Below are 19,996 nucleotides of genomic sequence, written 5' to 3' on the forward strand. Positions count from 1 at the left end.
TATGATGTCACTGGAATTTAAAGATATCCGTAGCGCTCTGATCGGTGAGGGGGCGGCGATGTCGGGCCCCTTCGGACCGCGTGCGCTGATCTATGCGGATTATGTTGCCTCCGGCCGCGCGCTTGGCTTTATCGAAGACGCGATCCGCACCCATGTTCTGCCCTACTATGGCAACACTCACACCGAGACCTCCTTTGTCGGACGGCGCACCACGCAGCTGCGTGAAATGGCGCGCGAAGCGGTGCGTTCGGCGGTCGATGCGGATGAGAACCACGCGGTGATCTTCACCGGCTCGGGCGCCACCGGCGCGGTCGACAAGCTGGTGCGGGCCTTCGCGATGAAAGGTCTCTCTGAGGGGGTCGTTTTTGTCGGCCCCTATGAGCATCACTCCAACGATCTGCCCTGGCGTGAAAGTGGTGCAGAACTGGTGCGCATTCCTCTGAACGCGGCGGGCACAATCTGTCTTAAGGCGCTGGAGCAGGCCCTCAAAACCCATGCCGACGCGCCGCTCAAAATCGGGGCCTTTTCCGCCGCCTCAAACGTCACCGGCGTGCGCACCGATCTGCGGGCCATTGCCAAACTGCTCCACGCGCATGAGGCTTTCTGTATCGCCGATTTCGCCGCCGCCGCGCCCTATATGCCGGTGGAACTTTCGGCAACCTTTGAGGGTGCAGGCGACCGGATCGATGCCGCCGTGATCTCTCCGCATAAATTCCCGGGCGGTCCGGGGGCGTCCGGTGTACTGATCGCGGACCGAAGCCTGTTCGACACCGCGCGTCCGACGCTGACGGGCGGCGGCACGGTGAGCTATGTCACCTCCGAAGGCCACAGCTACATCACCGATCCCGAGCATCGCGAAGAAGGCGGTACGCCCGCCATCGTCGACAACATCCGCGCCGGCATGGTGATGCAGCTCAAGCGTGACATGGACGAGGCGCGTGTCGAGGCCCGCGAAACCGTGCTGACCCGCCGGATGGAAGAGGCGCTGCGCGCCATTCCGGGGATGGAGCTTTTGGGGCCGTCCAACGTGCCGCGTCTGGGGATTTTCTCGTTTAACCTACGCGTCAAAGGCAAGCTCTTGCACCACAACTATGTCGTGGCGCTGCTCAATGACCTCTTCGGCATTCAGGCGCGCGGAGGCTGTTCCTGTGCGGGGCCTTATGGACACTCTCTGCTCGACATTGACCTGACGACAAGCGCGCGCCATGAGGCCGCTGTCCAGCATGGCCACTCGATCTTCCGTCCGGGCTGGGCGCGGTTCGGCGTGAATTGGTTCTTTGAAGACGAGGATGTGGACAAGATCGCCACCGCGATCCGCTTTGTCGCCGAGCACGGTCTCGACATGCTGGCCTATTACAGGTTGGACGCCGTTGAGGGCATTTGGCGCGCCACGCCTGCGTTCGAGGACACTTGCCCCTCCGCGCTCTCCGCGCTGTGGGAAGGGCAGGCAACCAGCACCGATACAGTGCCTGATTTCACCACCTGTCTCGCGCAGGCTGAGGCGCTGGCCGAAACCGCCAAAACCCTGACGTGTTGCAAAGGGCCGGACCTGTCCGCCGAAGAAGAAGCGCTGCGCTGGTTCTGGCTGCCACAGGAAGTCACCGGCTTGACCACGGAAGGGGCTGCGTGATGTCCGTCGAATTTCCGAAATCTATTTGGGCGGCGACCGCGCCCGAACGCAATTTGTCTGCGCCGCTCTCTGGTGTCGAGGAAACCGATGTTGCCGTGATCGGCGCAGGGTTCACTGGCCTGTCTGCAGCCATCGAGGCCCGCAAACGCGGCCATGCGGTCACCATCGTCGAAGGTAAAGCGGCCGGTTGGGGCGCGTCGGGACGTAACAACGGTCAGGTCATTCCGATCCTCACCTCCGCCGAACCCGATGTCTGGGTTTCGCGCTATGGCGAGGCGGGCAAACGCATGGTGCGGCTGATTGGCAACTCCGGCGATGTGCTCTTTGATCTGGTGCGCGAATTCGACATGCAGGCCGAAGCGGAACAGAACGGCTGGTTCCAGCCCGCTCATAGCCCCGGACGTGTGAAACTGTCGCAAAAACGGGTCGATGCATGGCAGCGCTATGGCTTTCCCGCGGAGCTGAAAGACGCCAAGCAATGCGCGGACATTCTGGGCACCGATTTCTGGTATGGCGGTATGTTCAACCCGACGGGCGGCCATATCAACCCACTCGCATTGGCACGTGAAATGGCGCGGATCGCGGAACATCTCGGCGCGGTGATCCATGAGGACAGCCCCGTCACGTCGTATGAGCGCATCGGCAATGAATGGGTGATCAAGACCGCGCAGGGCACGCTCAAGGCTCGGGCACTGATCCTTGCCACCAACGCTTACACGGGCGAGTTGGCTCCGCGTCTGGCGCCCCGCATCGCACGCTCTGTCGTGCCGGTTCTGAGCTGGCAAATGGCGACGGAGCCTGTAGGTGACAACCTGCGTCAGAAAATTCTGCCGGGGCGTCAGGCGGTCTCTGACACGCGTGGGGACTTGCGGTTCTTCCGCTATGATGCGCGCAATCGGTTGATCACCGGGGGTGCCGTGATGGGCTCGTTCGATGTCGCCAACCGCGTGCGCAAGAAAGCCGCGCGCAGTTTGGCCGAGGCCTTCCCCGAGTTGGGCGTGCCGGAGATGACCCATGTCTGGTCGGGTTATATTGGTATGAACTGGGACCGGTTTCCGCGCGTTCACAAACTCGGCCCGGATGGCTGGGCCTGGGTTGGTTGTAACGGGCGCGGCGTCGCGCTTGGCACCTCTTTGGGCCGCGAACTGGCCCGCGCCGCCACAGGCCAGCCCGAAGACGAACTTGCCCTGCCGGTGACCGAGCCGCATCCTTTCCCGGTGCACAGCTTTGTGCGCCGCTTTGCCCCCACCTATCTGGCTTGGCTCAAGCGCCAGGACCATAAGGAAGTGAACCTATGACTGAAGAAAAAAAGATGGACCTGAACGACGTTCCGATCCTCCTGCGCCGCCGGATTGAGGCGATGATGCTCAAACATGTGCTCGACGTGATCACCGAGCGTTCTGGTCGCGAAGAGGCCGAGGCCGTGATCGGTGCGGCCTGTTCCAAATCGGCGATTGAACAGGGGCAGATGCTGGCCGAAGAGTTGGGCCACGCGCCCGACCTGACGGATTTCGCCGCGATCCAGCCGAACTGGACCCGCGAGGATGCGCTTCGGATCGAGACCATCGAGATGTCTGAAGAAAAGATGGATTTCAACGTGGTGAAATGCCGGTACGCGGAGATGTATCAGGAGATGGGGCTGGGCGATATAGGCCACCTTCTGTCCTGCAACCGAGATGGTGATTTCTGCATCGGCTACAATCCTGAGATCGAAATGACCCGGACCCAGACGATCATGAAAGGCGCAAGCCACTGCGATTTCCGTTACAGAATGAAGAAGGAGGCCTGAGATGGCTGTCGAAAATTGGGTCGCCAAACAGGTCGCTGATCTGACGGAGTTCCGCCGCGATCTGCATATGAATCCAGAGCTTCTTTATGATGTCGAACGCACGGCGCAGAAGGTGGCCGATGCGCTTCGGGCCGCTGGGGTCGACGAGGTCCATGAGGGCATCGGTAAAACCGGCGTCGTCGGAGTGATCCGGGGTCAAAGCAATGTGTCCGGGCGCTCTATTGGTCTGCGCGCCGATATGGATGCGCTGCCTATTATTGAAGAAACCGGCAAGCCCTACGCCTCGCAAGTGCCGGGCAAAATGCACGCCTGCGGCCATGATGGACACACCACGATGCTCTTGGGGGCTGCGCGGCATCTGGCGGAAAGCCGGGCCTTTGACGGGACCGTGATCGTGATCTTCCAACCCGCAGAAGAGGGCGGCGCCGGCGCGCGCGCGATGATCGAGGACGGGCTGTTCACCCGCTGGCCTTGTAATGAGGTCTATGGCATGCACAATCGCCCGAACCTTCCGGTCGGGCAATTCATCATCAACTCAGGTCCGATCATGGGCTCTGTCGATGAGGTCAAAATCTCCATCACCGGTCGCGGCGGCCATGCGGCGCGCCCGGATCAGACGATTGACCCGCTGCCCATCGCGGGGGCGCTGTTGCAGGCGGTTCAGACGCTGACATCGCGCAATATGGACCCGATCGACAGTGCGGTGATCTCGCTCTGCACCATTCAGGCCGGAAATGCGTTCAACGTCATTCCGCAAGATGTGACCCTGACCGGCACGGTGCGCACGCTGCGCGAAGAAGTGCGCGACATGATCGAGGAACGCTTGTCGGCCATGGTCGGCAATATCGCCGCCGCCTACGGTGCGGTGGGTACGACCGAATACCTGCGCCACTATCCGGTGACGGTGAACCACGAGCGTGAAACCGAACTGGCCGCCAAGGCTGCGCAAGAGGTGGCGGGCGTCGAAAATGTGTTCCTCGACATGCCGCAGACGCTGGGCGGAGAGGATTTCTCTTTTATGCTCAATGAGGTGCCCGGTGCGATGATCAATGTCGGCAACGGACCATCCGCAGCGCTGCACCACCCGAAATACGATTTCAACGACGATGTGATCGCTTGGGGCAGTTCCTATTGGACGACTTTGGTGCGTCAACGTTTGCCACTGGCATAACGCACTTCTGGGCCGAGGCATCACGTGTCTCGGCCTTCTCGCGTGGCCGAACGCCACAACGATTACAGCATCTGCGAAATCAAATGCGCGGTTGTTCTGACCTTCTTGACCAGATCGTCGTTCGGGTTCATCTGCATTTCGTGGCCAGACAGGTTGATGGCCGCGATGTAATCGCCATGCCGGGACACGATCGGCGCGGCGATGGAGACCGTGCCGGTCGAGAGATGCGATTTTTGCGCGACATATCCGCGTTTCCGATCGGCCTTCAAAAGCGTCTTGAGTTCCGCGAGGGACGAGGGGGCCTTTGGGCTCATCTTTTCAAACACATAGTCTTTGAAACGACGGTCGAGTTCCGCCTCTGGGAGGTCCGACAACAACACGCGGCCCATGGTGGTCGAAAAGGCTGGCAAGCGCGAGCCGACCGGCACGTTCGACACCAACGCGCGGTCGGACAAGGCGCGGTAGACATAGACGATTTCCGTCCCTTCGAGGACAGAGACATGCACGGTGAACCCTGTGTCGGCCCGCAGGTCGTCGGCGGGGATGCGGGCGATGTCGTAGACGTCTTGCGAGGCGAGGTAGCGATAGCCCAAATCCATCACGCGCGGGGCGAGGCGATAGCTGGTCTTGCGCTTGCTGAGATAGCCTTCGCGTTCAAGAGTGACGACAAAGCGATATGCCGCGCTGCTGGTGATCGACAGCGCCTCGGCAATTTCCGAGAGCGTCAGTTCAGGGCGGTCGGCGCTAAAGCATTCGAGAATGCTGAGCCCGCGCAAAAGCGAATTCGAGCGGTAGTCAGGTTCTTTTACCAAAGCGCCTCCCCGATGCGTCTTTGTGAGAGCCGTGCTGTCAGGTCGCCTTTCTGGCGGACAGCCGCTCTGCGACACGTGCCATGGCCACGGCATAGTCAGTGACAATCTTTTCTTCGAGCGGGTGATGGCCGTCAGAGATCACCTTTTTCCCGCGGACCACGACATCGCCGATATGAAAGCCTCGTCCAGCGAAGACATGAAAGTCAAGCGCGGCCTCGGGATCGACGGGTAGCATCGCCGCCGGTTCCGGCGAGGTGATCTCGACGAAGCTGGCCATGCCGCCGACTGCAAGTCCCTGTTCCGGGCGCCCAGAGGCCCGCGCGCCGCCTTGGGCCGCACGGTTCCAGAGATTGGCGGCGACATGCGGTGTGTCCATCGCGGCCAAGACGTTGCGCTGACGGTCGCGAAGGCGCTGGCTGTATTCAAGCTGTTGCAGTTCCTGCGCGGCAAAGGTGGCGATGTTAGAATCTGAACCGATGCCGAAGACACCTCCCTGTGCGATGTAATCGGTCGCCCGGAAAATGCCGTCGCCAAGGTTTGCCTCCGTCATCGGGCAAAGGCCGACGGTGGCACCCGATTTCGCAATCATTCCAACCTCGCGGTCGTCCAGATGGGTTGCGTGTATCAGGCACCAGCGCGCGTCGACCGGTGCGATGTCGAACAGCTGTTCCACTGGACGGCGACCGTTCCATGCCAGCGCGTCTTCGACCTCTTTGACCTGCTCGGCGACGTGGATATGCACCGGGCTGTCGGGAATGAGGTCGTCGCGCAGTTCGAGAAGTTTCGCGATCTCTTCCGGCGTGGCGGCGCGCAGAGAGTGCGGGGCGATGCCAAGCGTATGGCCCGCAGCTTTGGCCGGTGCACGCAGGCTGTCGAGCATTTCGGCATAGCCGTCGAGGCTCTGGATAAACCGCCGCTGCCCCTCCGTTGGAGTCAGCCCGCCAAAGTTGGAGTGCGCGTAGAACACCGGCAGATGCGTCAGATCGAGACCCGTGGCCTGAGCCGCCTCGAATATGCCAAGCGACAGCTCCTCGCGCCGCGCATAGGGCGTGCCGTCGAGGTCGTTGTGCACATAGTGGAATTCCACGATCCCGGTGTAGCCGCCCTTGAGCAGCGACAGATAGAGTCGTGCGGCGATGGCTTGCAGGTCCTCGGGCGACAGGGTCAGAGCGAAGAAATACATGATGTCGCGCCAGGACCAGAAACTGTCGATCGGGTTGCGGCGTACCTCTGACAGGCCCGCCATCGCGTATTGAAAGGCGTGGCTGTGCAGATCGGTGATCCCCGGCACGACGGGGTTGTCATAGACCGCGAATCCTTCCGGGTTGTCGTCCTCGGCGGCGGATTGGATCAGGCCGTCGGGCGAAAACTGTACCGAAAGATTGCGCACCCAGCCATCGGGGGTCAGTGCAAGGCGGAAATGTGCGCCTTTGAGTGTCTCGAACGCCATTACGATTGCTCCGTCTTGGGGGTGAAATCGGCCATGACTGCGATCAGCTGCGCCAGCACCTTTTTCAGGCGCTCGGCGCGGTCGGGGAGGTAGGTCCACGGGGTCTCTTCGATCATGTAACAGTCCTGCGCGATCTCGATTTGCAGGGCGTGCACGTTTTGCTCCGGTTGGCCGTAATGGCGGGTGATGTAGCCGCCTTTGAAGCGCCCATCGCGCACTACGCTGTAGTCACTGGCCTGAAGCGCCGCGAGGGCGGCGTCTGAGAGCTCTTGCGCGCAGGCTGCTCCGGAATTGGTGCCGAGATTGAGGTCCGGCAGACGGCCCTCGAAAAGGCGCGGAATGTGGCTGCGGATCGAGTGCATGTCCAGCAACACGCAATAGCCATGCGTGGCTTTGATACGGGTGATCTCTGCGGCCAGGGCGGCGTGATGTGGCGCCCACCATGTCGCTATTCGTTTGCTTTGTTCCGCCTCATCCGGCTCGGTGCCGGCCCGATAGAGCGGCACGCCGTCGAAGGTGATCGTCGACATCAGCCCCGTCGTCGCGCTCGTGTAGAGCGGCTTGTCATCCGGTGGACGGTTCAGGTCGACCGCATAGCGCGTGATCTGCGCGGTCATCAAGCTGGCGCCGTCGGGCAAGAGATCGCGGGCGATGCGATCCATGTGCCAATCGGTGTCGCTCAGGTCGAGCGCTTCGGGAGTAAGAGCCTCGCGAAGTGAGTCGGGCACCAACGTTCCGGCATGGGGAACGTGAAGCAAAAGCGGGGAGCTGCCTCTAATCTGTTCAAAAACTGGGCGTTTTTCGGGGGCGGCCGGTGAATCCTGCATCTCCGATCCTTTCATATTTGAAAACTGTTATTGACATACAAAATTCTCAGGTCAAGAAATTATGCATCCGACACCCGAGGGCCGCTCGGTCGGAAACGTGCGAGCGTGCACCTGTTAACCAACAATGGAGGATTTCATGTCCCTTTCCCGTCGCCAATTTCTCGGCGCGACCACGGCGAGCCTCGCCCTGCTGTCCGTCCCGGCCTTTGCGCAAAGCCGCACTTTCTTCGGGATCGCCACCGGTGGCACCGGCGGCACCTACTATCCGCTCGGCGGCATGCTGGCTCAGCTGATCTCGAACACCGCGGAACTGCCGGACACGAAACTGTCGGCCACGGCAGAAACCGGCAACGCCTCCGTCGCAAACGCCCAGCTTCTGGGTCGTGGCGAGATTGAATCCGCCTTTGCAGCTGCCGACATTCTGGACGCCGCCTACAAAGGCGTGAACCAGTTCGAAGACGGCGGTCCGATCGAAAACCTGCGCGCCATCGGTGCGCTCTATCCGGAAACCGTGCAGCTCGTTGTGCGTGCCGACAGCGGCATCGCGACTTTTGAGGATCTCAAAGGCAAGTCCATCTCCTCGGGTTCGCCGGGCTCCGGCCAGTGGCAGCTTCTGGGCGACCTGCTTGAAGCTCACGGTATGACCCGTGATGACGTGTCCGAGGACTATTCCTCCTTCGCGCAATCCGTGGACAAGATCAAAGACGGCAACCTCGACGCCTCTCTGATCACCGCCGGTCTGCCGACCTCCTCGGTGACCGATCTGGCCAATGGGCACGACATTCGCATCGTGCCGCTGACCGGTCCGGCGATTGCCAAACTGCAAGAAGCGCAGCCCTATTACGCCAACTCCACCATCGCGGCTGGCAGCTACAAAGGCGTCGAAGAGGATGTGCCGACGCTCGCCGTTCGTGCGATCTGGGCGACCCATGCCGATGTGCCGGAAGACGTCGTCTACGCCGTCACCAAAGCGCTCTACGAGAACACCGAAACGCTCGGTCAGGTGCACCCGATGGGCAAACAAATCGCCCTCGACAAGGCCCTCGAATCCGTGTCGATCCCGGTTCACGCAGGGGCTGAGAAATACTACGCCGAGCAAGGTATTTCCAAGTAATGCGGGGAGTTTTCCCCTCATACATGATCGGAAGGGCGGCCTATGCCGCCCTTCTCCTTACGCTTGTCGTGACGCTGGCCTTCCCGGCGACGGCGAGAGCGGCTGGCACTTGGCTTTGCCTGGCGGAAACGCGCGGCACACAGGCCGAAGTCACCCGCCTGCCGCTTGGTCCCGACCAGAGCTTTGATCTCAGTTTCATCCATTCCGTATCGCGCACGCCTGTCGTCGACAGCTATCGTGTGGAGGATGGCGAAATTCTTCAGACGCGGGAGGTTTTCATGGCGCATGGCGCTGGACTTCCCTCGATTGCCAACGATATGGATGCCACCGGCTGGCGGCATGAGGATGGTCATTTTATCCTTGATATGCAGCGCTATACCGGCCCGATCCCCCTGCGCATTCAAGCGCAATTCAAGAACACCCTGTCGATTGACGGCACCGATCTGCCTCTGGCCGATCTGGGCCATTCGGCTCTCACCCTTGCCCCATGCGACGAGGAGACACCCCAATGACCCAAGGTCTTCCCCCCAAAGATAACCACGGCCATACCGCGGCCGATGGCGATCATGAATTCACCGCCGATGAGGTCGAAGCCCTCGTTCGCGAATACGACTCGGAATCGAATTTCCGAAACCTCGTGGGCCCGACCGCGATTTTGGTCACGATCGCCTCGGTCGTGCTGTCGCTGTTTCACGTCTACACCGCCGGTTTTGGCCTTCTGAACGAGGTGATGCACCGCACGATCCACCTGAGTTTCGTGATGGGCCTGATCTTCCTCGTCTTCCCGCGCAAACGGGCCACGCCGACCACCCGTCTTTGGGTTGAGTCCGGGCTTTTCGCGGCCTTCTATCTCTATATCCTCTACGGTCTGGCTGGATCGCTGACGGGCGGCATGGTCAAGACGGTGTTCATCGCCGTCATGCTGTTGCTGGTCGCTTTGACGCTGCCGTTCAATCGCAAGGGCGCCGACCCCGAAAAGGTCGCGATCCGGGACTGGATCTTTGCTGCCGCAGGCGCAGGCTTTTCGGCCTATCTGACGATCCTGTTTAAATATATCTTCATCGACAACGTCGGCAATCCGCCTGAGGCCGCCTATATGATGGGCTTTCTGGCGATCATCATGACGTTGGAGGCGACGCGCCGCACGATGGGGCCGACGCTGGCGTGGATCGGGGTGTTCTGTCTGATCTATGCGCTGGCCGGGCCTTATCTGCCGGGCATTATGGCGCACCGCGGCTATTCGATCACCCGCATCATCAACCACCTCTTTGTCGGCACCGAAGGCATCTACGGCGTCGCGGTCGGCGTGGTGGCGACCTATGTGTTCCACTTCGTTCTCTTCGGCATCCTTGCCCAGATGAGTGGCCTCGGCCAACTCTTCATCGACCTTGCGACGATCATCGCAGGCCGCGCCTCCGGTGGCTCGGCGAAGGTTTCCGTCGTATCCTCGGGCTTCTTCGGTATGATCTCCGGCTCTCCGATCGCCAACACGGTGACCACGGGTGCCTTCACCATTCCGCTGATGAAAAAGTCGGGGTTCTCCGGGCGGTTCTCCGGCGCGGTGGAGGCCTCTGCCTCATGCGGCGGTCAGATCACGCCACCGATCATGGGGGCCTCGGCCTTTGTCATGACCGAAATGCTGGGCGTGCCCTATAACGAGCTGATCCTGATCGCCATCGTGCCGGCTGCCTTCCACTACATCGCTATCCTTCTGATGGTGCACCTTGAGGCCAAGAAACTTGGCCTGACAGGGCTGTCCAAGGACAAGATCCCGCAGTTCGGCACGGTGCTGGCACGGTCTTGGCACCTCTTCGTGCCACTGGGTGTGATGGTGGCGCTGCTTTTGATGCAATACACCCCCTTCCTCGCTGCCTTCTGGGGCATCATTCTGACCATCGTCTTTAGCTATGTGCCGCTTTTGATGCGCGCGCTTGGCAACACCACGATGGACACCTCGACCGTGTTGACGCCGCCGCGTCTCGTGCGGGGCTTTGAGGATGGGGCTAAATTTGCGCTTGCCATTGGTGCCGCCTGTGCCTGTGTGGGCTTCCTCTTGGGGATGACCACTCTGACCGGCCTCGGCTTCAAATTCTCCGCCGCCGTGGTGCAGCTTGCCCATGACGTCGCCGGGTTTGTCGTCGCGCTCGATTTCACCGGGTTGCTGTCGGAAAACGGTTTGGCGCTGTTCTTTGGTCTGATCTTCGTGGCCATCGCCTGTATCATCATGGGCGCGGGCATCCCGACGACGCCGACCTACATCATCCTCGCCTCAATCGCTGCTCCGGCGCTCACCGAATTCGGTGTGCCTCTGATCGCGACCCACTTCTTCGTCTTCTACTTCGGTGTTTTGGCTGATGTGACGCCGCCGGTGGCGCTGGCTGCTTATGCGGCAGCGGGTCTGGCGCGGGCCGAGCCGATGACGACGGGGACGACCGCGTTCCGGCTGTCGATGGGCAAGGCTTTGGTGCCGTTCATGTTCATCTACGCGCCGAGTTTGCTGTTCGTTGATTTCACCTGGCTCGAGTTCATCACCGCGCTTTTGTCCGGTCTGATGGGCGTGGTGGCGCTGTCCGCGGCCTATATCGGCTGGTTCCGTCGCTCGCTCGTGCTCTGGGAAAAACTGGCGCTGACGGTCGCGGGGCTTTTGCTGATCTCGACGCATTTCGCGACGATCACAGTCGGGGCGCTGATCGTGCTGGCGATCTTGGCGCGTCCTGTGAACGCCCAGCCCGGAACCGCATAAGGCGCATCGCGCGCCTGTGCGATCCCTTGAAAAACAAAGCCCGCCGACGGTGTGACAACCGCGGCGGGCTTTTTGATGTCCCGTTTATGTGACGCCTCAGTGCGCGGTTTGCCCACCATCGGCGACAAAGACCGTGCCGTTGACGAACGACGCGCCCGGCGAGGCGAGGAAGAGCACCGCCGCGGCGATCTCTTCGGGCTGGGCCGCGCGTTTCATCGGGCTGTTGGCCATCAACGCGCCGGAGATCTCCGGGTCAGCCAGCCAACGTTTGGTCATCGGCGTCTCGATGAGACCCGGCGCCACGGCGTTGATGCGGATGTTTTTCGTCGCATAGTCCAAAGCCGCCGCCTTGGTCAGACCCGCCACGCCATGTTTCGCCGCCGCATAGGGCGCCATGTCGGGGTCGGCGACGACACCCGCCACCGACGAGGTGTTGATGATCGCACCGCCGCCTGCGCGCAGCATGGCTTGGATTTCGTATTTCATCGACAGGAAGACGCCACGCAAGTCGACAGAGATGATGCGGTCGAATTCCTCGTTGCTGACCTCGGCCAGCGGTTTCGTTGCGGGCAGGATGCCTGCGTTGTTGAACGCTACATCCAAGCGGCCAAAGCGGCTTTCGGCTTCGGCTACAAGCGCCTCGACCTGCGCCGCCTCGGCGACATTGGTTTTGACGAACACGGCCTCGGTGCCGAGATCGCGACAGGCCTGTGCGGTCTCTTCTGCCGCATCGGCCATGTCGCCGATCACAAGCCGTGCGCCGCGTTTGGCGAATGCCAGCGCCGTGGCGCGCCCGATGCCCGTCGCGGCTCCGGTGATTAGTACCACTTTGCCGTCATAATCGAGAATTGCGTCGGTCATTTTGAGTCTCCTTAAAATCAAAATGGCGGAGGCATCGTGCCTCCGCCGGTGTCAGATCAATTGGTGATTCCGGATTTTCCCGGGGCAAGAACGCCGTTCGGGTCCAGCGCCCGTTTGATCCTTCGGTTCAGATCGCGCTGCCCCGGACCATAGGTCTCAGCCACCTCGTTCATGAACGAGGTCGAGGTGCGGTAAATCCCGTAGCCCGCGCCATGCAGCGCGTCGATCAGCGCGAGGTAACAGCGCCGCGCACGGTCCATTTCCTCGGCGTTGTTGCGGTCATAGAGAATGTCGGTGAGCTGTTCGGCGTGACGTCCGCCGAACAGGAAGCCGCCGATATAGTCGAACCCGTATTCATCCAGAACCCCGTGCATCAGGTTCATTTGCTTGAGCGCCTCGGAACCTTCGCAGCGCACGACAGGTGCCAGCCAGGACGAGCCACCGCCGCCTTTGTAGTTGTAGATCGTGAACTCGGTCAGGGTCGGTTCGTTGGTCATATTCAGGTTCCAGTGATGGAACGGCGTCGCTTCAATCGCCGGGTCGCGTTCCGTCAGGAATTCGCCGCCGGTGGTGGCAAAGGCCTCGCGCGCGATCTTCAGATTGACCTCGATCTGTTCCTCGGTGCCGTAGAGCGTCGAGATGTGGCCCCAGATGCCGAGCCCGATATCGTTACAAATCTCCCGCACCCGGTCGCGCGGGATGGCGCCGGGGCCGGTGTAGATCTCGTCGCGGCGATAGGTCTGGGCGATGTGATACATCGTGTGGCCCAAAACGCCGTTCTCGATCACCTTGTTGAGGTTGAGATGACGCACGGCGTCGACGCCCGCGGCCATGCCGTCGTCATCGTTCCAACCGCACAGAAACCCGAGGCTCATCGCCGGTTTCGGCATCAGCCAGATGCCGATCTTGGTCACGACGCCAAAGTTCGACTGGCTGAAAATCCCGTCCACCCAAGGCCCGTAGCCCCATCGATAGACATTCCATTCGCGGCTGTTCTCGACGCCACCCATGCCGGTGCGCACCAGAGAGCCGTCGGCCAGAACCACTTCGAGACCGCAGAAATTCTCGAAATGCTGACCGTAGCGGTTGTAGCCCACACCACGGTCGAGCGTGTTGCCCATCGGCCCTGCGACCGGCCCGGAGGAGGGAAACGAAATCCACAGTGGGATGTTGTTGGTCTCAAGGAATTGCTTGAGCTGCATATAGGTCACGCCCGGTTCCACCAGCGCGTAGCCCAGCTTTTCATCCACCTCGATGATGCGGTTCATGCGTTTCAGATCAAGCACCACCTGACCGGGGGTCGCGGGGGCTGCGTCACCATAACCGAGGTTCTTTCCGGTCGAAATCATCCAAAGCGGGATGCCGTAAGCATCTGCGATTTTGACGACGGCCTGCACCTCTTCGACAGAAGCCGGAGCAACGGCACCCGCCGGACGGTGACGCGCGTCGGGTTCGGGCAGCATGACTTTGGCGTAGGGCGCGAGGTTCTCGACGTCGGCGTGCACATTGTCTTCGCCAACAATAGCGCGCCATTCGCGAAGGGCGGCGGCAAAGTCGCTGTGAGACACGCCCGGGGGCAGGAATGTAATATCTTCAGTGGCCATGGGGGGTCTCCCTCAGAGATCGGCAATCAGGGTGGAAAAGGCGCTGGGGGCGTTAGTCCACGTCATTTCGGAATGGGGCTGGTTCAGGGTCTCGGCGAGAACCTTCGAGAGGTCTTGCGCCTGCCAGCCTGCGGTGGTCGCCGCGCGCGGCATCTGGTGACGGCTGCGCTGGATCACGCGGGCTTTCGGCGCATGATCGCCAAGCGCGAGATCAAAAAGCACCAGATCGGCCTCGCGCCCGATCAGCATCACGCGCTGACCTTTGAGGGCTTTGAGACGCGCGGGATCGGTCAGGAAGGCGCCGGTGTCGCTCTCCGTGACGACACATCCGGCGTCCTGAAGCGTATGCGTCAGCGCGTCGTTTTTCGGGAGGGCGAGGATCACCCGAAGCGGCGGGCGCGACAGGGCGGGATTGGCCAAGACCGAAGACACGGGCAGCGCCGAGAGCGACAGCCCCGCAAAACCCGCGGCCATGAAACCCCGGCGTGTGAGTGTGGTGTTGGACATCAATGTTCCTCCACATGGTGGACGGTGCCCGGCGCCTTGCCCGGTTTTTCGCCCGGCTCGACCCGCAGAGAGGCGATATAGGCGGCCACCTGACGTAACTCGTCGTCAGAGATTTCGCTCTCACGGAAAGCGGGCATGGCGTTCAGCCCATGCCGCGTGACGTGGCGCAGGGTCTCAAATTCCAGCTTTTGCAGCCGCAAATCCGGGCCGACGCCCGTGCCGTGGCATTGGAAACAGGTGTTCTGCGCGAGACGCGCGCCGGTGCGGTCGCCTTGCATTTCGGCGGCGGCTGCCGGATCGACGGTCATTTCCTGCGCAACTGTGGCCGACCCGAAGGTCAAAAGCCCAAGGGCAAGGGCGCAGACGCGCAGCGGGGTTTTGGAAAATCGCATGGCTCTCTCCGCGGTCTCAGTGAAGGGTCTCACGCACCGCCGCGACCTGTTCAGGCGTGGCAGTGGCGCTTTCGGTGTCGTTCATCGCGTTGCGCACATAGTTGGCGATGTCGGCGATGGAGGTGTCGTCCAGCAGGAAGGCAGGCATCGCGATGCGCCCGTCCTTGTCCGACAGGCCGGTCAGCACCGGCGCGATCACGTTGTCGGCGGAGGCGCCCACGGCGTGATGCCCGGCAATGGCGGGCGCGAAATTGGGCACGCCTTCGCCGTTCAAGCGGTGACAGGCGGAACAGTTGACGCGGTAGGCCACCCGCCCGCGCTCGATCGACGCACTGGCGTCGGCATGATCGAGCGCCGCACCTGTGGCGTGCCGGATCGGCTCAAGCTGATGGAGGTAAGCGGCCATGGCACGCAGGTCGCTTTCGGTCAGATGCGAGGTGCCCTCGGCAACCACGTCATACATCGGGCCGAAGGGGCCGCCATGCACGCCGTCTTTGCCGGACAGATAGGTGTAAAGATCGTCTTCCGACCATTTGCCCAGACCGGTTTCCGCATCCGGCGTCAGGTTCGGGGCCCAGAAGCCGTCGATCTGCGCTCCTGCCAACATCATGCTGGCCTTCTGGGCGCCAAAGGCGTTGCGCGGGGTGTGGCATTCGGAACAATGCGCCGGACCCTGCACCAGATAGGCACCGCGGTTCACTTCGTCGCTTAAGGCCGGGTCGGCTTCGAATTCACTGTTGTCGAAGAACAGCTTGCGCCAACCGCTGAGCAAAAGCCGCTGGTTGAACGGAAAGTCCAACTCCAGATCGGGCGCCTCTTGGGTCACCGGCGGCATCGCCATCATATAGGCGTAAAGCGCGTCGATGTCGGCGTCCGACATCTTGGTGTAAGACGTAAAGGTCATCGTCGGGTAGAGATTGCCGGGATGCGCCGTCACGCCTTCGCGCACAGCGCGGGCGAACGCGTCGCGGCTCCAACCGCCGATGCCGGTCTCGGGGTCGGGGGTGATGTTGGGGCTGGCCATCTTGCCAAAGGGCGTGTTGATCACCAAGCCGCCCGCATAAGGAATGCCGTCCGGCGCGGTGTGGCACGGTGCGCAGTCGGCGGCGCGGGCGACATATGCGCCGCGGGCGATTTCATCGTCGAGATGCTGTCCCAAGGCGGGCATTGGCGTCTCGGCGAGCTGGCGATTGATCGGGCTGAACATATACCCTGCCACCGCGATCCCGGCGATGGCGAGGACGGCGACACCTGTGATCAGCTTGCGGCGGAGCGGCGAGGGGGAGGAGGGCGTAGGTGAGGACATGGCGTTTGCTTGGGTCTCCGTACCGGCGGCGCGCGAACGATGGATGTTCCCGACTCCCGGCTGCACAAATTGCGACATTTTGAGGCAGATATAAAACGACGCAGGCGGACGGTCTTGTCGCTGAGGGACCAAAGTTATGGCTCTGAGGGACGCGGCCTGTGAGAGCCGAGAGGGTCTCTGTGCGCGCCGTCAAAGCTGCTCCGCATTGATGCAGGCGCTTTTGGGGCGTATTGAACGCTGAGGTGCATTTTTTCGCCACCGCATTTCTGGATCACGAGGCCACACCATGCGTCCCAAAGCGCAAGCGTCTCATATTTCGACCTGTGACACGGACGGTTTGCAGCCGGATCAACAGGTGACGCTTTGGCAAAACTACACGCAGGCCAATGTGTTTCGGGTGCGGTTTCAGACCGTGAATGTCGAAACCCTGCACGGCACCCAGCGCAATTTCGAAACCGGATCGATCCATTTTTCCGACATGCGTGTGACGCCGCATGTGGTGGAGCGCAGCGAACAGGACCTGATCGACGATCCCTGCGACATGGTCCTGTTGATCATGCTGCTAGAAGGCGAGGCGACCTATGGGCAGGGCGGTGTTTGGATGACCGCTCAGGCGGGGGAAATCCTCGCGCTGCGCTCTGATCGAGCGTTTCAGGGCATCTATAGCCGTCCCGTGCGGCAGATGGTGATGACCCTGCCAACCTGCGAGTTTACCGAGTTGTGCGGACGCGAGATCACCGGTCTTGAGCGCGCGACACAGGCGCAGCTCGGCAAAAAGAACGTCTCTTGGCTGTCTGAACAGGCGCTTGCGTCGCTGAGCGACACTGCCCGCAAACCCAATCAGGTGCTCAAGGGGCTGGAACTGGTCGCGGCGCTGTTCGGTCCTTCGGAGGGCACCTCTCCGCTGGGCCAAGACGGCCGCATGCGACCGCATTTTCTGGCGGCTCAGGCCTGGATCGCCGATCATCTTTCCGATCCCGCGCTTACACCCGGACAGATTGCCGAGGCGCTAAACATCTCTCTCAGACATCTCAACCGGGTCTTCGCCCGCGAAGGCGTTACGGTGCGGCAGATGATCGGCCAAAGGCGGCTGACCATGGCGCTGCACCTGTTGCAGGACCCGAGTTACGCGTCGCAAAGTATCGGTCAGATCAGCTATAAATGCGGGTTCTCGGATCAGTCCCTGTTCAGCCGTCAGTTCCGGCGCCAATTCGGTCAAAGCCCGAAAGCGGCACGCGAGGCCGCGAGACTTTAGCTGCTCCCAAGCGTGATCGGTTCGGGCACCAATGTGACGCCAAACTTGGCGCGCACCCGGCGGATCACCTGATCGGCCAGTGCCTGAACCTGCGGCAATGTCGCGTGCCCGTGGTTCACGATCACCAAAGCATGCCCCTCATGCACCCCGGCATCGCCGATCCGCAGGCCTTTGAGCCCAGCGTGATCGATCAGCCAGCCCGCAGAGAGTTTCACGCCGCCGTCGGTCGGGTGTCCAGGCATCTCGGGCAGGGCGCGCCAGATTTCCTCAGAGACGACCGGATTGTGAAAGAATGAGCCCACATTGCCGAGCACACGCCAATCCGGCAGCTTGGCCGCGCGTTGCGCGAGAACCGCCTGCATCACCGTCTCGGGCGTCTGCGGTGTGGGCAGATCGCGCAGCCCCGCATAGCTCAGAACCGGGGCCCAAGGACGGGGCAGGCGCAGCGTCACCTCAGAGACGATGTAACGCCCGGGTTGTTCCTTGAAGACACTGTGACGATAGGCAAAACGACAGTCGGCCTTGGTCAGCGTGACCATCCTATTCTCTTTGCGATCATAGGCTTCGAGGCGCTCGAAGACATCGGAGAGTTCCACGCCATAGGCGCCGATGTTCTGGATCGGCGCGGCACCGACCGTGCCGGGAATGCCCGCTAGATTTTCCAATCCGCCGATCCCGCAGGCCGTGATCTGGGCCACCAGAGAGGGCCAGTCTTCGCCCGCCTGAGCGGTCACCTTGATATGATCTTGTGCGCTGTCATCGACGGACCACCCCTTGATCGCCATCACGGCAACCACCCCTTGAAGGCGCTCTGGCAAGAGGCAATTGCTGCCCCCGCCAAGTATATAAAGCGGCAGGTTTAGCCGTTCGGCGAAGCAGGCGATCTCGGAAATCTCTTCAACACGGGTTACCTCTGCGCCATAGCGGGCACGCGACGAGAAGCCGAAACTGTTGCGGTGAGATAGGTCGAAGTAATCCGTGAGGCGCATGAGAGGTTATCCGAGTGCCTTTGCGCGTTGACCTTCGGAAATCACATAGGTGCACCGCCGCCCGCCGCTCAGCACATGTTCGGCGCGCTCGATATGGGCGTCTGGCCCCAGAATCGCCCGGAACACCTCCATCTCGGCGCGGCAAAATCCCTGACAGATGTTCGCGGCTGCGCAGATCGGACAGTGGTTCTCGATCAAATAAAGCGTGCCATCGCCGGGGTCCTCGACCGTGGCCATATAGCCGTCCTCCTTGCGCAGCTGCGCCAGCTTGTGGACGCGTGCGGCGAGGTCGGTGCAGCCGGTCATCGCGGCGCGATATTGCGCCTCCGTGCCGGCCTCGCGCGCGGCGATGATTTTATCCAGCGCCTCGTCGCCGAGCACGGCGGAGATGTTGTTCAAAATCTCGACGGTGAGCGCGGCATGGGTGTCGGGAAAGCGCGTTTGCGCCTTCTCCGTCAGATGCCAATACACCGCCGGGCGTCCACGTCCGGCGGCGCGGCGTTCTTCGGTGATCAGACCGTCGTCCATGAGTTTGGCAAGCTGTTGGCGCGCCGCCTCGCCGGTGATCTGCAACTGCTTGCCGACCTGCGCCGAGGTCATCGCGCCATGCATTTTGAGGGTCATCAGGATGCGTTCCGAGGGCGCGCGGGGCGACCAGGCGGTCTGATCCGGCCCGGTGTTCCGCACAGGCGTTTCGGAGCGTTCACCACCTTGGCGATATTTTTCGCCCTGACTTTTTTCCAAGTCATCACTTGACATATTGCCCTCAATGTTTTTCAAAGCGCATACTTGTTTTAATAATGCGACGGTCGCAATGACGCAAGCCCTGTTGAGGTCGACTTGCCCTGAACCGTCCCGCCTCGAAAGGAGACGCACATGACCTTCGAACTTCCCTCCCTGACCTACGCACACACCGCTTTGGCCGAACGTGGTATGAGCCAGGAAACGCTTGAGCTGCACCATGACAAACACCACCAGGCCTACGTGACGGCGCTCAATGGCTTTGTCGACGCCAATGCCGACCTGCAAGGCAAGAGCCTCGAAGAGATCATCGCGCTGACCTATGGCGATGACGCCCGTGCGCCGATTTTCAACAACGCGGGCCAGCACTGGAACCACATCCATTTCTGGAACGCTCTGTCCCCGACCGGTGGTGGCATCCCGGGCAAGCTTGAGACCAAAATCACCGAAGCCTTCGGTACGGTCGACGAGTTCAAAGCCGCCTTCAAAGCCGCAGCTGTCGGTCAGTTCGGCTCCGGTTGGGCATGGCTGATCCAGAAAGCGGACGGCACGCTCGCCGTGACCAAAACGCCCAATGGTGTAAACCCGCTGGCAACCGGCGAAGGCAGGGCTCTCTTGGGTCTCGATGTCTGGGAGCACAGCTACTACGTTGACTTCCGCAACCGTCGCCCGGACTACGTGACCAACTTCCTCGACACTTTGGCGAACTACGAATTCGCCGAATCCAATCTGGTCTGACCGACATTCCCCCCGTTGCGCCAGACCTGTCCCGCCCGCGCCCTCTGCGGGCGGGATGTTTTTTCTC

19 protein-coding genes are annotated in these 19,996 nt (G+C 61.6%); 9 read left to right on the forward strand and 10 right to left on the reverse strand.

The genetic code is table 11. The annotated features are described in order from the left end of the window. Nucleotides 1-4 precede the first annotated feature (4 nt). Genes J5Y17_RS13760 through J5Y17_RS13775 form a run of 4 tightly spaced genes read left to right on the forward strand, consistent with a single transcriptional unit; the run spans nt 5 to nt 4,590 of the window. On the forward strand, nt 5-1,630 hold the full coding sequence (locus tag J5Y17_RS13760; RefSeq protein ID WP_219785820.1) for an aminotransferase class V-fold PLP-dependent enzyme: 1,626 nt from the start codon (nt 5-7) through the stop codon (nt 1,628-1,630). Continuing rightward, a complete protein-coding gene (locus J5Y17_RS13765; RefSeq protein ID WP_219785821.1) occupies nt 1,630-2,928 on the forward strand; it encodes an FAD-binding oxidoreductase in 1,299 nt (432 codons plus the stop codon). The genes J5Y17_RS13760 and J5Y17_RS13765 overlap by 1 nt, the downstream gene beginning before the upstream one ends. Continuing rightward, complete coding sequence (locus J5Y17_RS13770) at nt 2,925-3,419, forward strand: L-2-amino-thiazoline-4-carboxylic acid hydrolase (protein ID WP_255572098.1); 495 nt, start codon at nt 2,925-2,927, stop codon at nt 3,417-3,419. The genes J5Y17_RS13765 and J5Y17_RS13770 overlap by 4 nt, the downstream gene beginning before the upstream one ends. Nucleotide 3,420: 1 nt before the next feature. After that, nucleotides 3,421-4,590, forward strand: coding sequence for a M20 aminoacylase family protein (locus J5Y17_RS13775; protein ID WP_219785822.1), 1,170 nt, complete (start codon nt 3,421-3,423; stop codon nt 4,588-4,590). 62 nt (nt 4,591-4,652) lie between these two features. On the opposite strand, the gene J5Y17_RS13780 is transcribed toward J5Y17_RS13775, so the two are convergent. The 3 genes from J5Y17_RS13780 to hutG are packed head-to-tail and all read right to left on the reverse strand — an operon-like array spanning nt 4,653 to nt 7,679. Next, entirely contained in the window at nt 4,653-5,402 is a 750-nt protein-coding gene (locus J5Y17_RS13780; protein ID WP_219785823.1) for an IclR family transcriptional regulator, read from the reverse strand. Nucleotides 5,403-5,439: 37 nt separating this feature from the next. After that, the gene (locus tag J5Y17_RS13785; protein ID WP_219785824.1) at nt 5,440-6,852 is read right to left on the reverse strand and encodes a formimidoylglutamate deiminase; all 1,413 of its coding nucleotides are present in this window, start codon (nt 6,850-6,852) and stop codon (nt 5,440-5,442) included. Continuing rightward, on the reverse strand, nt 6,852-7,679 hold the full coding sequence (hutG, locus tag J5Y17_RS13790) for an N-formylglutamate deformylase (protein WP_219785825.1): 828 nt from the start codon (nt 7,677-7,679) through the stop codon (nt 6,852-6,854). Before hutG ends, J5Y17_RS13785 begins: the two co-directional genes overlap by 1 nt. A 136-nt stretch (nt 7,680-7,815) precedes the next feature. On the opposite strand from hutG, the gene J5Y17_RS13795 reads away from it, so the two are divergent. From J5Y17_RS13795 to J5Y17_RS13805, 3 genes are read left to right on the forward strand one after another with little or no spacing between them, the layout of a single operon-like run. After that, a complete protein-coding gene (locus J5Y17_RS13795) occupies nt 7,816-8,793 on the forward strand; it encodes a TAXI family TRAP transporter solute-binding subunit (RefSeq protein WP_219785826.1) in 978 nt (325 codons plus the stop codon). Nucleotides 8,794-8,816: 23 nt separating this feature from the next. Then, nucleotides 8,817-9,305, forward strand: coding sequence for a DUF1850 domain-containing protein (locus J5Y17_RS13800; protein WP_219785827.1), 489 nt, complete (start codon nt 8,817-8,819; stop codon nt 9,303-9,305). Further along, nucleotides 9,302-11,536 carry a TRAP transporter permease gene (locus J5Y17_RS13805; protein WP_219785828.1) on the forward strand — a complete coding sequence of 745 codons (2,235 nt, stop codon included), beginning with the start codon at nt 9,302-9,304 and terminating at the stop codon, nt 11,534-11,536. The genes J5Y17_RS13800 and J5Y17_RS13805 overlap by 4 nt, the downstream gene beginning before the upstream one ends. 96 nt (nt 11,537-11,632) lie before the next feature. Here the strand turns inward: J5Y17_RS13805 and J5Y17_RS13810 are convergent, their stop codons facing one another. Genes J5Y17_RS13810 through J5Y17_RS13830 form a run of 5 tightly spaced genes read right to left on the reverse strand, consistent with a single transcriptional unit; the run spans nt 11,633 to nt 16,206 of the window. Then, nucleotides 11,633-12,397 (reverse strand): SDR family NAD(P)-dependent oxidoreductase, encoded by a 765-nt coding sequence (locus J5Y17_RS13810; RefSeq protein WP_219785829.1) that lies wholly within the window; start codon nt 12,395-12,397, stop codon nt 11,633-11,635. Nucleotides 12,398-12,453: 56 nt separating this feature from the next. Then, nucleotides 12,454-14,001, reverse strand: coding sequence for an FAD-binding oxidoreductase (locus J5Y17_RS13815; RefSeq protein WP_219785830.1), 1,548 nt, complete (start codon nt 13,999-14,001; stop codon nt 12,454-12,456). A 12-nt stretch (nt 14,002-14,013) separates the two neighbouring features. Then, nucleotides 14,014-14,508 carry a hypothetical protein gene (locus J5Y17_RS13820; RefSeq protein ID WP_219785831.1) on the reverse strand — a complete coding sequence of 165 codons (495 nt, stop codon included), beginning with the start codon at nt 14,506-14,508 and terminating at the stop codon, nt 14,014-14,016. Next, a complete protein-coding gene (locus tag J5Y17_RS13825; protein WP_219785832.1) occupies nt 14,508-14,900 on the reverse strand; it encodes a cytochrome c in 393 nt (130 codons plus the stop codon). The genes J5Y17_RS13820 and J5Y17_RS13825 overlap by 1 nt, the downstream gene beginning before the upstream one ends. Before the next feature lie 16 nt (nt 14,901-14,916). Next, nucleotides 14,917-16,206 carry a cytochrome c gene (locus J5Y17_RS13830; protein ID WP_219785833.1) on the reverse strand — a complete coding sequence of 430 codons (1,290 nt, stop codon included), beginning with the start codon at nt 16,204-16,206 and terminating at the stop codon, nt 14,917-14,919. A gap of 286 nt (nt 16,207-16,492) precedes the next feature. Here J5Y17_RS13830 and J5Y17_RS13835 point away from each other — a divergent pair, with 286 nt between their 5' ends. Continuing rightward, nucleotides 16,493-17,461, forward strand: coding sequence for a helix-turn-helix domain-containing protein (locus J5Y17_RS13835; RefSeq protein WP_219785834.1), 969 nt, complete (start codon nt 16,493-16,495; stop codon nt 17,459-17,461). Here J5Y17_RS13835 and murB read toward each other — a convergent pair. Both murB and J5Y17_RS13845 read right to left on the reverse strand, forming a co-directional pair. Next, nucleotides 17,458-18,450, reverse strand: a complete 993-nt coding sequence (murB, locus tag J5Y17_RS13840; RefSeq protein WP_219785835.1) for a UDP-N-acetylmuramate dehydrogenase — start codon at nt 18,448-18,450, stop codon at nt 17,458-17,460. The two genes, J5Y17_RS13835 and murB, sit on opposite strands and share 4 nt — an antisense overlap. 6 nt (nt 18,451-18,456) lie before the next feature. Beyond that, a complete protein-coding gene (locus tag J5Y17_RS13845) occupies nt 18,457-19,209 on the reverse strand; it encodes a metalloregulator ArsR/SmtB family transcription factor (protein WP_255572099.1) in 753 nt (250 codons plus the stop codon). A 117-nt stretch (nt 19,210-19,326) separates the two neighbouring features. On the opposite strand from J5Y17_RS13845, the gene J5Y17_RS13850 reads away from it, so the two are divergent. Then, nucleotides 19,327-19,929, forward strand: a complete 603-nt coding sequence (locus J5Y17_RS13850) for a superoxide dismutase (RefSeq protein WP_219785836.1) — start codon at nt 19,327-19,329, stop codon at nt 19,927-19,929. The last annotated feature ends 67 nt before the right edge of the window (nt 19,930-19,996 follow it).

The sequence above is a fragment of the Celeribacter sp. PS-C1 genome (genome assembly GCF_019429625.1).
Taxonomy (GTDB): Bacteria; Pseudomonadota; Alphaproteobacteria; order Rhodobacterales; family Rhodobacteraceae; genus Celeribacter.

Bases quoted from the DNA above. Each gene is read 5' to 3' on its own strand.
- J5Y17_RS13760 (WP_219785820.1), top strand. From the start codon at position 5: ATGTCACTGGAATTTAAAGATATCCGTAGCGCTCTGATCGGTGAGGGG.
- J5Y17_RS13765 (WP_219785821.1), top strand. From the start codon at position 1,630: ATGTCCGTCGAATTTCCGAAATCTATTTGGGCGGCGACCGCGCCCGAA.
- J5Y17_RS13770 (WP_255572098.1), top strand. From the start codon at position 2,925: ATGACTGAAGAAAAAAAGATGGACCTGAACGACGTTCCGATCCTCCTG.
- J5Y17_RS13775 (WP_219785822.1), top strand. From the start codon at position 3,421: ATGGCTGTCGAAAATTGGGTCGCCAAACAGGTCGCTGATCTGACGGAG.
- J5Y17_RS13785 (WP_219785824.1), bottom strand. From the start codon at position 6,852: ATGGCGTTCGAGACACTCAAAGGCGCACATTTCCGCCTTGCACTGACC.
- hutG (WP_219785825.1), bottom strand. From the start codon at position 7,679: ATGCAGGATTCACCGGCCGCCCCCGAAAAACGCCCAGTTTTTGAACAG.
- J5Y17_RS13795 (WP_219785826.1), top strand. From the start codon at position 7,816: ATGTCCCTTTCCCGTCGCCAATTTCTCGGCGCGACCACGGCGAGCCTC.
- J5Y17_RS13800 (WP_219785827.1), top strand. From the start codon at position 8,817: ATGATCGGAAGGGCGGCCTATGCCGCCCTTCTCCTTACGCTTGTCGTG.
- J5Y17_RS13805 (WP_219785828.1), top strand. From the start codon at position 9,302: ATGACCCAAGGTCTTCCCCCCAAAGATAACCACGGCCATACCGCGGCC.
- J5Y17_RS13810 (WP_219785829.1), bottom strand. From the start codon at position 12,397: ATGACCGACGCAATTCTCGATTATGACGGCAAAGTGGTACTAATCACC.
- J5Y17_RS13815 (WP_219785830.1), bottom strand. From the start codon at position 14,001: ATGGCCACTGAAGATATTACATTCCTGCCCCCGGGCGTGTCTCACAGC.
- J5Y17_RS13820 (WP_219785831.1), bottom strand. From the start codon at position 14,508: ATGTCCAACACCACACTCACACGCCGGGGTTTCATGGCCGCGGGTTTT.
- J5Y17_RS13825 (WP_219785832.1), bottom strand. From the start codon at position 14,900: ATGCGATTTTCCAAAACCCCGCTGCGCGTCTGCGCCCTTGCCCTTGGG.
- J5Y17_RS13830 (WP_219785833.1), bottom strand. From the start codon at position 16,206: ATGTCCTCACCTACGCCCTCCTCCCCCTCGCCGCTCCGCCGCAAGCTG.
- J5Y17_RS13835 (WP_219785834.1), top strand. From the start codon at position 16,493: ATGCGTCCCAAAGCGCAAGCGTCTCATATTTCGACCTGTGACACGGAC.
- murB (WP_219785835.1), bottom strand. From the start codon at position 18,450: ATGCGCCTCACGGATTACTTCGACCTATCTCACCGCAACAGTTTCGGC.
- J5Y17_RS13845 (WP_255572099.1), bottom strand. From the start codon at position 19,209: ATGTCAAGTGATGACTTGGAAAAAAGTCAGGGCGAAAAATATCGCCAA.
- J5Y17_RS13850 (WP_219785836.1), top strand. From the start codon at position 19,327: ATGACCTTCGAACTTCCCTCCCTGACCTACGCACACACCGCTTTGGCC.